This window comes from Polaribacter marinaquae (genome assembly GCF_038019025.1).
GTDB classification, from domain to species: Bacteria; Bacteroidota; Bacteroidia; order Flavobacteriales; family Flavobacteriaceae; genus Polaribacter; species Polaribacter marinaquae.
Map to the genome: position 1 here is coordinate 2,180,934 of NZ_CP150496.1, position 16,348 is coordinate 2,197,281.

Sequence of the window (16,348 nt, forward strand, 5' to 3'; positions counted from 1 at the left end):
GATAATGAGTAAGAAAAATTACGATAGCATAAACGATTTTTTAGATGATAATTCATTTAAAAATTGGGTTTTTCAAAACAACGGAACCGATGTGGGTTTTTGGGATTTTTGGATAGCTAATAATCCTGATAAACAAGATTTAGTTAATGAAGCTAAAGATCTTGTTATTGGTGTTTCTTTTAATAAAAAACAAGTTGGTAAAGAAAAAGTTGCTTTCGAATGGCAAAAATTAGAAGCTAAAATTAAAGCAAAACAAAAACAACCAAAAAGAAAATTAAGACATTTACATAAATATGGTGCAGTTGCATCAATTCTTCTATTGGTGGTTTTAAGTGTGTATTTTATCAATAGAAATACTAGAATTACGCACAAAACAAATTACGGAGAAATTTTAACGATTAAACTTAAAGATGGTAGTGATGTTACACTAAACTCTAATTCTAGTTTATCGTATTATAAAAATGAAAGTAGAAAAGTTTGGTTAAAAGGTGAAGCCTTTTTTCAGGTTGATAAAAAAATAGCAACCAATGCTAAGTTTTGGGTGTTAACAGATGATTTGTCTGTAGAAGTCTACGGAACATCTTTTAATGTAAGTACAAAAAGAAAGAAAACAGATGTGTTTTTAGAAGAAGGAAATATTTGGCTAAAACTTAAAAACGGTCAAGATAAAAAGATGATTCCGGGGAACTATATTTCGTATTCATCAGAAAAAAATAAAGTATTAGAAGATAAAAACATTTTTAATGCTAGAATAAAAACTTCATGGAAAAACGGTTCTTTATTGTTCGATAACTTATCTTTAGAAGATGCAATGGAAAAAATAAAAGAATCTTACGGGTTTTCTATAATTTTTAAAGATGAAGAGAGCAAAAAATTATCAATTACAGGTGCTGTACCAATTACCAACATAGATATTTGTTTACAAGCTATAGAAAAATCTGTAAATGTAGCAATTGTTAAAGAAGACAACTCTTTAGTAATTAGCAAAAAATAAGTGTAATTTTAAATTTATAGATGTTTTCGAAAATAGTATTTTTAAAATTTTTATTACTTGTTTTTGTTGCATTTATCACCTTACCTACACTTTCTCAAAATTATAAAAAAGAAAAAGTTCCTTTAGCTGTTTTACTAGATAAAATTAGTAACGAACACAAGATTTTCTTTACATATAACGCTAATTTACTAGCGAATAAGTTTGTGCAAGAAGAAAGTTTTGTAAACTTATCTTTAAAAGAATCTATTTCTTTATTAGAAAAAATTACACCCTTTTTATTTGACGATTTAGGAAATAGTTATTACGTTATTTACAAAAAGAAAGAGTCTAATAAACGAAAAATTCACGCTAGAGGAAATACCGTTTTTAAAAAAGATATTGTTGTTGATAGTGCATTTTTGAATAAAAAAATTACAGTTAAAGGTATTGTTTTAAGTTCAGAAAATATTCCTTTAAGCGGTGCAACATTGCAAGAAGAAAAAACTTTAGTAGGCACAACCACAAATGCAGATGGTACATTTGAATTCGAGGTTTTATCTAACAACAGTATTATTGTTAGTTTTATTGGTCATAATTCTAGAATATTACAATTGTATCCAAATAAATTTCATACCATAATATTAGCATCAGGACAAGATTTAGATGAAGTACAAGTGGTTGGTTCTAGAAATAAAAACAGAGTTGCAAGCGATACGCCTGTTGCAATAGATTTTATAGATATCGAAAAAACAGCTACAAAAAGTAGTCAAGTAGAAGTAAATCAGTTTTTGCAATATGCAATTCCTTCATTTAATGCTACCAAACAATCTGGTGCAGATGGCGCAGATCATATAGATCCCGCAACTATTAGAGGATTAGGACCAGATCAAACTCTAGTTTTAATTAACGGTAAAAGAAGGCATCAAGCTTCTTTAATTAACCTTTATGGTACACGCGGTAGAGGTAATTCTGGTACAGATTTAAATGCAATTCCTATTTCAGCCATTAAAAGAATAGAACTTTTAAGAGATGGCGCTTCTGCTCAATATGGTTCAGATGCAATTGCGGGTGTTTTAAACATTGTTCTAAAAGACAATGATAATTCACTAGATGTTAAGTCTACTTTTGGTTTTTACAATGCAGACCCTAATCGTTTTTTTCCGAAAAGAACAGATGGTTTTACAACTAAATTGGGTTTAAACTACGGAACAAAAATAAGTAAAAATGGATTTTTTAATTTTTCTGCAGAAGCAATTTCTTTAGAAAACACCACAAGACCAGCAACAGAAGCGAGAGAAAAATACGGGCAAGCAGAGGTAAAAGGAGTAAGTTTTTTTTTAAACTCAGAAATTCCTATTTATAAATCGACAAAACTTTACTTTAACGGAGGCGTAAATTATAAAAATACAGAAGCTTTTGCGTTTACAAGAAAACCGCAAAGCGAACGAAATGTTCTAGAAATTTATCCAACAGGATTTAATCCTTTAATCACTTCCAAAATAATTGACAATTCTTTTTCGGTTGGTTTGCTAACAACTTATAAAGATTGGAGTGTTGATTTAAATAATACCTTCGGAAGAAATAACTTTCATTACTTTATTAAAAACACCTTAAATGCAACTTTGGTAGAAAACTCGCCAACAGAGTTTGATGCTGGCGGGCATCAATTAATTCAGAATACAACAAGTGTCGATTTTTCAAAATATTTTAATGAAAAAACTTACGGATTTAATGTGGCACTTGGTTTAGAGCATCGTTTAGATAAATATAAAATTTTTTCTGGTGAAGAAGCCTCTTATGCTGCTTACGATGTAAATGATAATTTAGTAAATTCGGATACTTCTTTAGAAGATTATAAAACGTTTAATGGCAAAATAAGACCTGGCGGTTCACAAGGTTTTCCTGGGTATTCTCCAGAAAATGAGTTAGATAAAAGTCGCTCTAATTTTAGTTTTTATTTAGATACAGAAGTAGATTTTTCTAAAAAATTTATGATTGGTTCTGCTGTTAGATACGAGTATTACAGTGATTTTGGTAGCACATTAAATTTTAAGTTTGCTTCTCGATACAAAATTTCAGATAAATTTAATTTAAGAGGTTCTTATAGCACCGGTTTTAGAGCGCCTTCTTTAGCACAAATATATTACAACTTAACGTTTACTAATTTTATTGGCAGCAAGCCGTCGGAGTCTTTTTTAGTGCCCAATAATAGTCCTATAGCTAGAAGGTTTAATATCGAAAAATTAAAAGAAGAAAAAGCCAAAAACTTTAGTTTAGGTTTTGCTACAAAATTTAATAAGTCTTTTAATGCAACCTTTGATGCTTATTACGTTGCAGTTAAAGACAGAATAATTTTAAGCGGTAATTTTGATGCGTCAGATTTGGGTTTAGGCATCGAAAATGTACAGTTTTTTGCAAACGGAGTTAGTACAAAAACAACTGGTATTGATGTTGTTTTAAATTGGTATAAGAATTTTGAAAACAGCAAGCTTTCATTAGACTTTTCTGGAAATATCAATCACATGATAATTACAGATATTAATAATAAAGAGTTAGATGAAGAAACTTTTTTTGGCAAAAGAGAACAACAATATTTACTAGCTTCTGCACCAAATAATAAATTTAGTTTGGGTGTAAATTATCAGTATAAAAAACTTAAAACGGCTTTAAATTTTACAAGATTTAGTAGCGTTATACTAATCGATTGGCAAATTAGTCAAGATTTAGCTAATTTTAATAATTCAGAAGCAGAAAGGTTAGATGCTTCTATAGATATTTATCAGCCAAAATTAACAACAGACTTACATTTTAGTTATCAATTTAATAAACTAATAAATTTGCAAATTGGTGCAAATAATCTTTTTAATATTTACCCTACAAAACAAGAAAGCTTTACTGATAGCGGAGGTTTGTGGGATGCTACGCAAATGGGAACAAATGGTTCTTTTTACTACACAAAATTGAATATAAAATTATAAATACTGACGATTCATTTAAGTTTTTTGATTTTTATTGAAAAAAAGTCAATTTAAAAAGAGTATACTTTTATTTTTTTTGTCTTATGTAATAAATCGAGCATTTCATTTTGTTAAAATGGATAGTTCAATTTAAACACATTTACTAACTAATAATTTATTTATGAGACAAAAGTATTTATTAAAACTATTTACAGTTGCTTTTATGTTTATGCTACCACTTGGGTTTATGGCACAAACTATAAAAGGGAAGATTACAGACAAATCTGGTAGTGCATTACCTTTTATGAATGTTTTGGTTAAAGGAACTTCTATAGGAACAACTACAAGTGATTCTGGAGAGTTTAGCCTTAACGTTAAAAGTTTACCAGCTACATTGGTAGTATCTTCTATAGGCTACAAAACAAAACAAATTAATGTTACAGATACTTCTTTTCTAAACATTACAATAGAAGAAGGAGATGAGTCTTTAAATGAAATTGTAATTACGGGTTCTAGAGCACCAGCTCGTAGTAATACAAAAAGTCCGTTACCAATAGATATCGTTTCATCTAAAGATTTAGTTTCTACAGGACAAACAACTTTTGATAAAGCATTACAGTACAAAATACCTTCTTTTAATACGGTACAAACTCCTGTTAACGATGCAACATCTTTACTAGATCCTTATGAAATTAGAAATATGGGACCAAGTAGAACGTTAATTCTTATAAACGGTAAACGTAAAAATTTAAGTGCATTATTGTATACACAAACTTCTCCTGGTAGAGGAGAAACAGGTTCAGATATTTCTGGTATACCAACAGATGCAATTAAATCTGTAGAGGTTTTAAGAGATGGTGCTTCTGCGCAATATGGTTCTGATGCAATTGCAGGTGTAATAAATATTATATTAAAAGATAGTCCAAATGCAGGTTCTGCAACTTTAAGAACAGGAATTACTTCTGAAGGTGACGGAGAAATGTTTGGTGTAAGTGTAAATAATGGATCTACAATTGGTGATGACAAAGGTTTTATTAATTATACAGTAGATTTTTCTAAAACAAGTTTATCAAATAGACCCGGAACAGTAGATGCTGCTGGAGAAGCTGCAGATTTTGGAGCAAATATTGCAGATGTTCAAGAGTTTTTATCTAGAAGACCAGATGCAGGAAACATTAACGGAGCGCCAGAAACTGCTGCTGCTAAATTTTTAATTAATGGTTCTTATAAATTAAGTGAGCAGTCTAACTTATATTTTAATGCTGCATTTGTAAATAAGAAAGTAAATTCTTTTGCAAACTATAGAACTCCGTATTGGAGAACCGTTACAGATTTTCCTTATTTAGCAGATTTCTTTCCAGGAGACAACCCTAATACAGCAGGAGGTTATGATGGTTATGTACCAACTTTTGAAGGAGATTTAAATGATTACAATGCTACAGTTGGTTTTAAATCTGTAATTAACGATTGGAATGTTGATGCAAGTTTTACAACCGGTGGAAACTCGCAAACTTATAAAGTAAACAACTCTCATAATAGAAACTTTGTGTATTCTCCTTCTACTTGGGTAGATGCTAATAACAACGGAACAATTGATGATGGTGAAGTTACAGAAGGTTCTCAATTATATAGAGAAAACAGTAAAAAATCTTTTGATCCAGGAGGAACTTCTTTTTCTCATAATGTAGGTAATATTGATGTTTCTAAGATTCTTTCTGATAATTTAAGTGTTGCTTTTGGTACAGAATTTAGATATGAAACTTTTGAAATTATAGAAGGTGAATTAGGTTCTTATGATGGTGGAGGAGCAGATTCTTTCGCAGGAAATAGCCCAGAAAATTCAGGTCAATTTACACGTTATAACTTTGGTGGTTATGCTTCTTTAAACTGGAATCCTACAGAGAATTTAACTTTAGATGGTACAATTAGAAGTGAAAATTATTCAGATTTTGGAAATGCTTTTGTTTGGAAAGCAAGTGGTGCTTACACAATAAATGATAAGTATACATTAAGAGGTTCTTTATCTACAGGATTTAGAGCGCCAACATTACATCAAATTTATACACAAAAAGCTCAATATAGTTTTGTGCCAGGTCAAGGTATTCAAGTAGGTGGTTTGGTTAACAATGTATCTTCTCAGGCAGGATTGTTAGGAATACCTAAATTAAAAGAAGAAACTTCTACAAACTTTACTTTAGGTTTAGGAGGAAAAGTAAACAGAAACCTAAGTTTTACAGTAGATTATTATAGTATTAATGTAGAAGATAGAATTGTTCTAAGTACAGAGATTACACCACCAGCTTTACCAGCATTTGATGGTTTATCAGATTTAAGCTTTTTCGTAAATGCTTTAGACACTAAAACTTCTGGTTTAGATGTTGTAATTGGTTATAATAAAATAGAATTAGGAGATGGTAAATTAGGATTTAATTTATCGGGTAACTATACGATCAAAAATGAGAGAGATGGCGAAGTTAAAAACCCTGCTTCTGTAGCTGCTACAGGTCAGTCTGTTGTTAATGCAACTCAAGAAGCATTGTTTTTTACTTCAAGGCCACAAACAAAATGGATTTTAGGTTCTACTTATGATATTAATAAGTGGGGATTCTCTTTAAACAACACGTATTTTGGTAAAACAACATTTAAACAACAAGGTTTAGATGCTAATTTAAGAACAGAGTTTACACCAAAAGTTGTTACAGATTTAGGAATCAACTTTAACGCTACAGAAAAGTTAACTTTAGCTTTAAACGTTAATAATTTATTTAATGTTTTACCAGAATGGAGCTTTAAAGCAGAAAACGCAGCAGGAACAGCAATTATTAATGATCCGGCAGCAATTAAAAATCAATCTAACTTGATAACTTTTAACCAACGTTATTCTCAAATGACGTATGATGGTTACCACTTTAGCCAGTTAGGTACAATGTTTAATTTATCTTTAAACTACCAGTTCTAAAGAATAATTATATTTGATTAATTGAAAAACGCTACTTGAAAAAGTAGCGTTTTTTTATATTTATATTGAAGAAATATTAGTCCTTTTTAAGAGAAAGTGTTTCGTTTTCGAATTCACCAAATGTAAAATACTGAATCCAATCTCCTAAGTTTATGTAAGTAGAATTTTCTTTTAGTTTTATTTCTAAAGGAAGGTGTCTGTGCCCAAAAACAAAATAATCGTAGTGTTTTTGTGTTAGCTTCTTTTTACAATATTGTACTAGCCATTCGTTATCTTCTCCTAAAAACTTAGCGTCTTCATCACCAGAAATCATTTTGTTTTTTACAGACATATATTGTCCTAATTTAACACCTAAATCTGGATGAAGCCATCTAAACATCCATTTAAATAAAGGAAAAGTAAATACTTTTTTCATGCGTTTATAGCCTTTATCACCTGGGCCTAAACCATCACCATGTCCTATTAAAAAAACTTTATTATTTATTTTAAACTCTTGCGGACTGTGAAATACCGGAATATTTAATTCCTTTTCAAAATAATCGTTCATCCATAAATCATGGTTTCCAACGAAAAAATAAATAGGAGTTCCAGCATCTTTAATTTCTGCAAGTTTGCCTAAGACTCTAACAAATCCTTTAGGTACAACTGTTTTGTATTCGAACCAAAAGTCGAATAAATCGCCTAATAAAAAAATAGCTTCAGCATCTTTTTTAATAGTATTTAACCAATTTACAAACCGTTGTTCTCTAGGAAAACTTGCTTCTGCAGTTGGTGCTCCTAGATGTTGATCAGAAGCAAAATATACTTTTTTGTTATTGGCTGTAGTAATAGAAATCATTGCTACAAAGTAAAGCTATTCGTTGTTAGTTTCCAACTCTAAAACTTTTTGAAGCATTTTGTCGTCTTTATGAATAATTCTATAAAAACCAACATCTCCAAAAAGTACGTTTGCAATAGATGCTTTTAAGTATTTCTTAATGCTTTGTTTTGTTCTAAAAGAAGGTTTTATTTTGTCTTTAATTTCTGATAAATAAGTATTGTATATTTTGTCGTCTGTATCAAAATCATTTATAAAAGATTCGATATTCCAAGTAGATAATTCTTTTCTATTATTATCTACATAATCAAAAGCAAAATCGTTAATTGTGTTAAAATAATATCTATTCATGTAAGAAGTTGTGTCTACAGCAACAAAAACATCAGGAATAATACCACCACCGCCATATACTATTTTTCCTTTAGGTGTTTTAAAACTTAAAGAATCTACTACTTTTATACTGTCTTTATTTAGTAATTCTCCTCTATTTATTCTTTCTTGATAGTCTTTATAATAGTTGCTATTTCCGTTACCAGAATATGGTTTTTGAATAGATCTACCGGTTGGTGTGTAATAACGAGCTGTAGTTAATCTTACTGCAGAACCATCGCCTAAATCCATTTCTATTTGCACCAAACCTTTACCAAAAGAACGTCTACCAATTATGGTTCCTTTGTCGTTGTCTTGCAAGGCACCGGCAACAATTTCTGATGCTGATGCTGAGTTTTCGTCAATTAAAACATATAAACCACCTTTTTCAAAATCTCCTTTAGATGTTGCAAAAGATTCGTCGATATCGCCTTTATTATCTTTTGTAAAAACAATTAATTTATCGTCTTCTAAAAACTCATCAACAATACTGTTCGCAATGTCTATAAAACCACCGCCATTGCCACGAAGATCTAAAACTAAATCTGTCATACCATCGTCTATTAAACTATTTAATGATGATTTAAATTCTGAATACGTGTTTCTAGCAAAACGATCTAATTTTATATAGCCAATAGAGTCGTTAATCATGTAAGATAAGTCTACACTTTTGATGTTTACTTTACCGCGAGTAACATCTACTGTAAAAATAGAATCTGTACTTTTTCTATAAATTTGAAGCTCTACTTTGGTACCAGGTTCTCCTTTTAAGTATTCTGGCACTTTGTTAGCAAAAACATTTACACCAAACTTGTTAAACATATTTTGCCCAAATAAAGTGTCTTGGTTTGCCATTAAGATTCTGTCGCCGGCTTTAATACCTGCTTTAATACTTGGACCTCCTTTTATAGGCTGAATTACGGTAATTGAGTCTGAAATCATTCTAAATTGAACACCAATACCAACAAAATTACCTTGCATGTTTTCTTTAACAGCTTGTAAGTTTTCTTTAGGAATATAAACAGAATGTGGGTCTAGTTTACCCAACATTTGTGTAATTGCACCATCTAATAAACTATCTGTAGAGACTTTGTCTACATAATCGTTTTCTATAAAATTTATAAGTTTTTTTATTTTTTGTTCTTGAGAAGAGCTTTTCGAAAAAGACATTAAACTGCTAGAGTTTCCGCCAAAAGATAATCCTATTAAAATTCCAAAAACAACAGCAACTGCAAGAAATAATGGAAGGTTTTTTTTATTCATAAGGTAAATTCATTAATTCTACGCCAGCCTTTTCTAAAAATTTTAAACCAGAAAGATCTTTGTATGCATTAGCATAAACAACTCTTTTAATACCTGCTTGATGAATTAATTTACTGCATTGCGTGCAAGGAGATAAAGTAATGTAAAGTGTTGCGCCTTTTGCAGATTGAGTAGAACTTGCAACTTTTAAAATTGCGTTTGCTTCTGCGTGTAAAACTTCCCACTTTGTGTCTCCGTTGTCATCTTCACAACAGTTGTCAAAACCCGTTGGGGTTCCGTTAAATCCGTCTGAAATAATCATTCTATCTTTTACAATTAAAGCACCTACTTGTTTGCGTTTACAATGAGAAAGTTTGCCCCATTCTAAAGCCATTCTTAAGTAAGCTTTGTCGTATTTTAATTGCTTCTTTTCTGTCATAGTTTACGAAAGTATAAAGATTAATAGAATTAAGACGTTAATTATTAGTCAAAATTTATAGTTACCAAAAAACTCTGTCTAACATCATTTGTATAGAAAAACCGATTACGATAGAAGAACAAACTAAAATCCAATCTCTTCTTGTTACCTTAAAAAAGTTTTGTAAAAGAGTACCAATTATTAAAATACCTAAAACAATTATTATTTGTGCAGCTTCTATACCAACAGCAAATTCTAATAATGGCATTAATTTATCATCTTCTTTACCAATCATCATTTTAAAATAATTAGAAAAACCTAAACCGTGAATTAAACCAAAGAATAAAGCAAATACTAAGTTGGTGTTTTCTTTACCATAAGATGATTTTTTAGCTGTAAAAACATTAATTACACCCGTAATAAAAATAGTAACTGGTATTAAAAACTCTATCAGTTTCATATCTATATTTAAAATGCCGTAAGCAGATAAAGCTAAGGTTATAGAATGACCAATGGTAAAAAGTGTAACCAACCATAAAACTTTTTTTAGTTGGTTAAAACTGAATACTACAGCTAAAACAATTAAAAATAAAATATGATCGTAAGCATTAAAGTCTAACACGTGGTTAAGACCCATTTTAAAATATAAAATAAAATCGTCCATTTTTGTTGAATTTAGAGGAAAATCAAAGATATTAAAAACTTAAAACAACTCTAAATTATTTTAGAAACTATTATTATTGGTAAACCAAACTGGTTTACCAATAATAATATGGTTATATTTGTGTTGTTGGCTTGTTTTGAATTGGTTTAGTTATTTGTAAATCATCTAATTAGTCTCTAAAAAGTGCTGCTTTTGAACTAGTATTTACCATTTATTTATTTTTAAAATAATCTTTGATGAAAATGCAGTAACTTCTAATATTGTTGCAATAGGAGAAAAGTATGGTAAAATTGATGTACTTGTAAATAATGCAGGTGGTTTAGGAGGTAGATCTCGTTTCGAAGAAATGACTACAGAGTTTTATAAGTTTGTAATGGCTTTAAACTTAGATTCTACTTTTTATGCTTCTAGAGCAGCTATACCTTTCTTAAAGAAAAGTGATTATGCATCTATTATTAACTATACGTCTAATGCAGGTTGGAATGCTGGTGGACCAGAAGCAGGTATTTACGGTACTTCTAAAGCAGGTGTACACGCAATAACAAGAGCTTTAGCAAAAGATTTAGCAGAATATAGTATTAGAGTAAATGCAGTTTCTCCAGGAACTATAGATACTCCTTTTCACGCACAAATTAAATCAACAAAACCAGAAGTTTTTGCTTCTTGGGCAAACAATATTATGTTAGGTAGATTAGGACAACCAGAAGATGTTGCCGGTGTTGTATCTTTCTTAGCAGGTAAAGATTCAGCTTTCTTAACAGCAGAAACTATTCAAGTTGGTGGTGGACAAGCTTTAGGAATTTAAGAAATTATTTTTTTTGAATTTGAGTTTAAACCTCTCTAAAATTTATTTTAGGGAGGTTTATACTTTATTAGAAGATTTTCTTATAATTAATTCTGCATCAAGAATTTGCTTTCTTAATTCTTGTTTAATCGTTTTTTTATGAGTGTAGTTTAGAAAAGTTTCTGCAGCTAATTTACCTATTTGTTCACTGTGTTGGTTAACACTTGTTATGCTAGGTGTAACCATGTCTGTAAAAGGTTCATTTCCAAAACCAACCAATGCAATTTCTTCTGGCATTTTAATACCTTGTTCATTTAATACTTGTAATGCACCCAAAGCGGCATAATCACCAGCAACATAAACTGCATCTGGTCTATTTTTTAATTTTAAGAGTTCTTGCATTTTCTCTCTTCCATTTTCAATAGAGAGATTCGTTTCAATCAACAACTCATCATCCAAAGGTAAATTGTGTTTTTTTAATGCATCAATATAACCTCTAATTCTGTTGTTATAAATTCTTGTTCTTTTGTAACCACCTATATGCGCAATTCTTTTGCATCCTTGTGCTAACAAGTGTTCTACTATTACATGGCTACTATTATAATCATCAATACCAATATAATCTACATTTAAATCGTTCTCACCTCTATCAAACAATATTAATGGTATTCCTTTAGATTTAATCTTTTCATAATACTGTAAGTCTACAGTTTCATTGGCCATAGAAGCAATAATACCATCTACTTGTGTAAAAAGAAGTGTATCTATACTATCACATTCTTTTTTATAAGATTCGTTAGATTGGGTTATTATTATATTATAGCCTTTACTGTTTAAAACATGTTCTATATTTTGAATAACAGAAGAGAAAAAATTACTATTTGTTCTAGGTACAATAACGCCAACCAAATTTGATTTACCGCTTCTTAATGCACTTGCCAAATGATTTGGTTGATAATTTAAATTTTCGGCAACTTGTCTTACTGCCTTTTTAGTTTTTTCGCTAATTCTAGAATCGTTATGTAGTGCTTTAGAAACTGCTGCTGCAGAGATATTAAGCACGTTAGCAATATCTTTTATAGTAGTTTTCTTTTTTTTATTCAAATTTTATCTATATTTGCTTAAACGTTTAAGCAAATATAGAACGATAATATTAATAATCAAAATAGACTATTAGCAGTCTCTATTTTGATTTTATTTTAAAAGATTGGTTAAACGTTTAAGCAATTAACAATTAAATAAAAAATTACAGTAAAAATGGGTAAAGTAGTAACTTTCGGAGAAATTATGTTAAGATTGGCTCCACAAGGGTTTTTAAGATTTTCACAAGCAAATAATTTTGATGTTGTTTATGGTGGTGGTGAGTCTAACGTAGCAGTTTCTTTAGCAAACTATGGTGTAGATGTAGATTTTGTAACTCGTTTACCAAAAAATGATATTGGTGAGTGTGCAATGATGGAGATGAGAAAACGTGGTGTAAATGTTGATAAAATAGTTTGGGGTGGAGACCGTTTAGGGATTTACTTTTTAGAAACAGGTGCAGTATCAAGAGGATCTAAAGTAGTTTATGATAGAGCACATTCTGCTATTGCAGAAATAGAATCTGGTATGATCGATTGGGATGCTGTTTTTGATGGTGTAGAGTGGTTTCATTGGACAGGTATTACACCAGCAATTTCGCAAGGTTCTGCAGATGTTTGTTTAGAAGCCGTAAAAGCTGCAAGCGCTAAAGGAATTACGATTTCTACAGATTTAAATTACAGAGCAAAACTTTGGAAATTTTGTGATGATGCACATAGAGAAAAAATTATGACAGAGTTAACTTCTTACTGTGATATAGTTTTAGGAAATGAAGAAGATGCAGAAATGCATTTTGGTATTAAGCCAGAAGGAATCTCTGTACAAACAGAAGGACATAACGTAAAAGCAGAAGCTTTTTTATCTGTATGTGAGCAAATGATGGAAAAGTTTCCAAGAGCTAAAAAAGTAATTACAACTTTAAGAGGTTCAATTTCTGCATCTCATAATACATGGGCAGGAGTTTTATATGATGGTAAAACATTATACCAAACACGTCAATACCAAATTACAGATATTGTAGATAGAGTTGGTGGTGGAGATTCATTTATGGGAGGTTTAATCTACGGATTATTAAAATATCCAGAAGATGATCAAAATGCATTAGATTTTGCCGTTGCAGCTTCTTGTTTAAAGCATACTATTAAAGGAGATGCTAACTTAGCAACAGTTGCCGAAGTAGAAAAATTAATGGGTGGTGATGCATCTGGTAGAGTAGCTAGATAAAAATTAGTATTATTATTTGAATTTAATTGAGTTCTTAAGATAGTAGTTTTAGGAACTCAATTTTAATTAAAAAAAAGAAATAAAATGGCACAATATACAAGATTAGAAGTGGCGCAAGTAATGAAAGATACAGGTATGGTTCCTTTATTTTTTCATAATGATATAGAAGTAAGTAAAAAAGTTTTAAAAGCTTGTTATAATGGTGGTGCTCGATTAATGGAGTTTACTGCTAGAGGAGATTTTGCCCATGAAGTTTTTGGTGAACTTACAAAATACGCAATAAAAGAATTACCAGGAATGATTATGGGAGTAGGTTCTGTTACCGATGGTGCAGCAGCTTCTTTATACATGTCTTTGGGTGCAAACTTTATTGTAACACCGGTTTTAAGAGAAGATATTGCAATAGCTTGTAATAGAAAGAAAGTATTATGGTCTCCTGGTTGTGGTACATTATCAGAAATTGCTAAAGCAGAAGAATTAGGTTGCGAAATAGTAAAATTATTTCCAGGTGATATCTACGGACCTCAATTTGTTAAAGGTATTAAGGGGCCACAACCTTGGACGAGCATTATGCCAACAGGTGGAGTATCTCCAACAAAAGAAAATTTAGAAGGATGGTTTAATGCAGGTGTAACTTGTGTTGGTATGGGTTCTAAATTAATGGCAAAAGATGCAGATGGGAATTTTGATTATGAAAAAATAGAAAGTAAAACAAAAGGAGCTTTAGATATTATTAAAGAACTTAGAAAATAATAGTATTTTTAATCTTTTAAATATAAACCCTTCAATATTTAAAATTGAAGGGTTCTTTTTTTTATGAAAAATAACTCAGCAATTTCTTATATGATATTTAGTGTTATTGCATTTGCAATAATGAATGCTATTATAAAATATCTTACAATATTTAATGTATATCAGGTAGTTTTTTTTAGATCAATAGGTACATTGTGTTTTACAATACCTCTAATTTTAAAACAGAAAACATCATTTTTAGGAAATAATAAAAAATTGTTATTCTTAAGAGCTTTTTTTGGTGTTATTTCTATTACTTGTTTTTTTCAATCATTAAATTATTTAGCCGTTGGTACTGCAGTTTCTTTAAGATATACATCGCCAATTTTTGCTGCAATTTTTGCTGCAATATTTTTAAAAGAAAAAGTAAAAAAAATACAATGGTTACTATTTTTTATTGCGTTTTTAGGGGTATTAATTATAAAAGGATTTGGTGTAGATGTAAATACAATTGGGTTATTATTAATTATAACATCAGCTATATTTTTAGGTTTAATTTTTGTAATAATTCGTAAAATAGGTAATTCAGAAAATCCTTTAGTAATTATAAATTATTTTATGATTTTGGCCTTTGTTTTTGGAGGTATTATGTCTATTGATAATTGGATTATGCCAAATAATTTACAGTGGCTTTTATTACTTAGTTCGGGTGTTTTTGGTTATATCGGACAACTGTATATGACCAAAGCTTTTCAGTCTAACGAAACAAACCTTGTAGCGCCATTAAAATACTTAGAGGTAATAGCAATGATAGTTATTGGTAGTATATGGTTTGATGAAGTTTACAATTTATGGTCTTTGCTAGGAGTCTTTTTAATATTAGTAGGCCTCATTTATAATATTTATCTAAAGAGAAAAATTTCATAAAAAAACCTCAACTTTTAAAGTTGAGGTTTTTTGTTTTGTACTCAAGGTGGGAATCGAACCCACACTCCCGAAAGAACTGGATTTTGAATCCAGCGCGTCTACCAATTCCGCCACTTGAGCATTACTAATTGCGATTGCAAATGTATTAAATTATTTTATTTTAAAGTATATAAATTAATTTCAAACTAAATAAATAATTTCTACTTTTGTGCCCTTACAACAACACAATCTAAATAACAACTAAATGCCTACAAATCAATTAGCACCAAAACTTTTTGCCTGCAGACAAAGTACAGTTTTGGCAGAAAAAATTGCAAAAGAATACAATACAACACTAGGAAAAGTTAAAACAACATACTTTAGCGACGGAGAATTTCAGCCAGCATTCGAAGAATCTGTTAGAGGAAGAAGAGTATTTATAATAGGTTCTACTTTTCCTAACGCAGATAATTTAATGGAAATGTTGTTAATGTTAGATGCTGCTAAAAGAGCATCTGCAAGACACATTACTGCTGTAATGCCATATTTTGGTTGGGCAAGACAAGATAGAAAAGATCAACCAAGAGTTGCAATTGGTGCAAAATTGGTAGCAAACCTATTACAATCTGCAGGTGCTACTAGAATAATGACAATGGATTTACACGCAGATCAAATTCAAGGTTTTTTCGAAAAGCCAGTAGATCATCTTTTTGCGTCAACTATTTTTATGCCATATATAAATAGTTTAAAATTAGAAAACTTAACAATAGCATCACCAGATATGGGAGGTTCTAAGAGAGCATACGCATATTCTAAACACTTACATTCTGATGTTGTAATATGTTACAAGCAACGTAAAAAAGCAAATGTAATTTCTCATATGGAGTTAATTGGTGATGTAAAAGGTAAAAATGTTATTCTTGTTGATGATATGATAGATACTGGAGGAACATTAGCACATGCAGCAGATTTAATGATGAAAAGAGGTGCTTTAAGTGTACGTGCAATATGTACACATCCTATACTTTCTGGCGGTGCGTACGAGAAAATAGAAAACTCTGGTTTAACAGAATTAATAGTTTCTGATACAATTCCTCTAAAAAAGGAGACTTCAAAAATAAAAGTTGTATCTTGCGCGCCCTTATTCGCTGATGTTATGCACAAAGTTCAAGATAACACATCGATTAGCGGACAATTTTTAATGTAAATAATTAATAAAAAAA

12 protein-coding genes, 1 tRNA gene and 1 pseudogene are annotated in these 16,348 nt (G+C 30.3%); 8 read left to right on the forward strand and 6 right to left on the reverse strand.

Annotated features, from left to right (window positions below):
• The first annotated feature begins 4 nt into the window (after window positions 1-4).
• From WG950_RS09915 to WG950_RS09925, 3 genes are all read left to right on the forward strand, one after another.
• Complete coding sequence (locus WG950_RS09915; RefSeq protein ID WP_340932036.1) at window positions 5-994, forward strand: FecR family protein; 990 nt, start codon at window positions 5-7, stop codon at window positions 992-994.
• Window positions 995-1,014: 20 nt separating this feature from the next.
• A complete protein-coding gene (locus tag WG950_RS09920) occupies window positions 1,015-3,951 on the forward strand; it encodes a TonB-dependent receptor (protein ID WP_340932038.1) in 2,937 nt (978 codons plus the stop codon).
• A gap of 160 nt (window positions 3,952-4,111) precedes the next feature.
• Complete coding sequence (locus WG950_RS09925; RefSeq protein ID WP_340932039.1) at window positions 4,112-6,889, forward strand: TonB-dependent receptor; 2,778 nt, start codon at window positions 4,112-4,114, stop codon at window positions 6,887-6,889.
• Between the two features lie 76 nt (window positions 6,890-6,965).
• Here the strand turns inward: WG950_RS09925 and WG950_RS09930 are convergent, their stop codons facing one another.
• The 4 genes from WG950_RS09930 to WG950_RS09945 all read right to left on the reverse strand — a co-directional run bounded on the left by WG950_RS09930 (window position 6,966) and on the right by WG950_RS09945 (window position 10,399).
• Window positions 6,966-7,727, reverse strand: a complete 762-nt coding sequence (locus tag WG950_RS09930) for a UDP-2,3-diacylglucosamine diphosphatase (protein WP_340932041.1) — start codon at window positions 7,725-7,727, stop codon at window positions 6,966-6,968.
• Between the two features lie 15 nt (window positions 7,728-7,742).
• On the reverse strand, window positions 7,743-9,338 hold the full coding sequence (locus WG950_RS09935) for a S41 family peptidase (RefSeq protein WP_340932043.1): 1,596 nt from the start codon (window positions 9,336-9,338) through the stop codon (window positions 7,743-7,745).
• On the reverse strand, window positions 9,331-9,756 hold the full coding sequence (locus WG950_RS09940; RefSeq protein WP_079737654.1) for a deoxycytidylate deaminase: 426 nt from the start codon (window positions 9,754-9,756) through the stop codon (window positions 9,331-9,333). Before WG950_RS09940 ends, WG950_RS09935 begins: the two co-directional genes overlap by 8 nt.
• A 61-nt stretch (window positions 9,757-9,817) precedes the next feature.
• The gene (locus WG950_RS09945; protein WP_079737653.1) at window positions 9,818-10,399 is read right to left on the reverse strand and encodes a HupE/UreJ family protein; all 582 of its coding nucleotides are present in this window, start codon (window positions 10,397-10,399) and stop codon (window positions 9,818-9,820) included.
• A 238-nt stretch (window positions 10,400-10,637) separates the two neighbouring features.
• Here WG950_RS09945 and WG950_RS09950 point away from each other — a divergent pair.
• Window positions 10,638-11,204, forward strand: a pseudogene (locus WG950_RS09950) (SDR family NAD(P)-dependent oxidoreductase); the annotation flags it as partial.
• Between the two features lie 57 nt (window positions 11,205-11,261).
• On the opposite strand, the gene WG950_RS09955 reads toward WG950_RS09950, so the two are convergent.
• Window positions 11,262-12,287: a LacI family DNA-binding transcriptional regulator gene (locus tag WG950_RS09955; RefSeq protein ID WP_077810513.1), complete on the reverse strand. Its 1,026-nt coding sequence runs from the start codon at window positions 12,285-12,287 to the stop codon at window positions 11,262-11,264.
• 153 nt (window positions 12,288-12,440) lie between these two features.
• Here WG950_RS09955 and WG950_RS09960 point away from each other — a divergent pair, with 153 nt between their 5' ends.
• From WG950_RS09960 to WG950_RS09970, 3 genes are all read left to right on the forward strand, one after another.
• On the forward strand, window positions 12,441-13,487 hold the full coding sequence (locus WG950_RS09960) for a sugar kinase (protein ID WP_077810512.1): 1,047 nt from the start codon (window positions 12,441-12,443) through the stop codon (window positions 13,485-13,487).
• 84 nt (window positions 13,488-13,571) lie between these two features.
• On the forward strand, window positions 13,572-14,240 hold the full coding sequence (locus WG950_RS09965; protein ID WP_079737638.1) for a bifunctional 4-hydroxy-2-oxoglutarate aldolase/2-dehydro-3-deoxy-phosphogluconate aldolase: 669 nt from the start codon (window positions 13,572-13,574) through the stop codon (window positions 14,238-14,240).
• Between the two features lie 63 nt (window positions 14,241-14,303).
• Window positions 14,304-15,146, forward strand: a complete 843-nt coding sequence (locus WG950_RS09970) for a DMT family transporter (RefSeq protein ID WP_340932050.1) — start codon at window positions 14,304-14,306, stop codon at window positions 15,144-15,146.
• Between the two features lie 38 nt (window positions 15,147-15,184).
• Here the strand turns inward: WG950_RS09970 and WG950_RS09975 are convergent.
• A tRNA-Leu gene (locus tag WG950_RS09975) sits at window positions 15,185-15,266 on the reverse strand.
• Between the two features lie 124 nt (window positions 15,267-15,390).
• Between WG950_RS09975 and WG950_RS09980 the strand changes: the two genes are divergently transcribed.
• Window positions 15,391-16,332 (forward strand): ribose-phosphate pyrophosphokinase, encoded by a 942-nt coding sequence (locus WG950_RS09980; RefSeq protein WP_077810448.1) that lies wholly within the window; start codon window positions 15,391-15,393, stop codon window positions 16,330-16,332.
• Window positions 16,333-16,348: the final 16 nt, after the last annotated feature.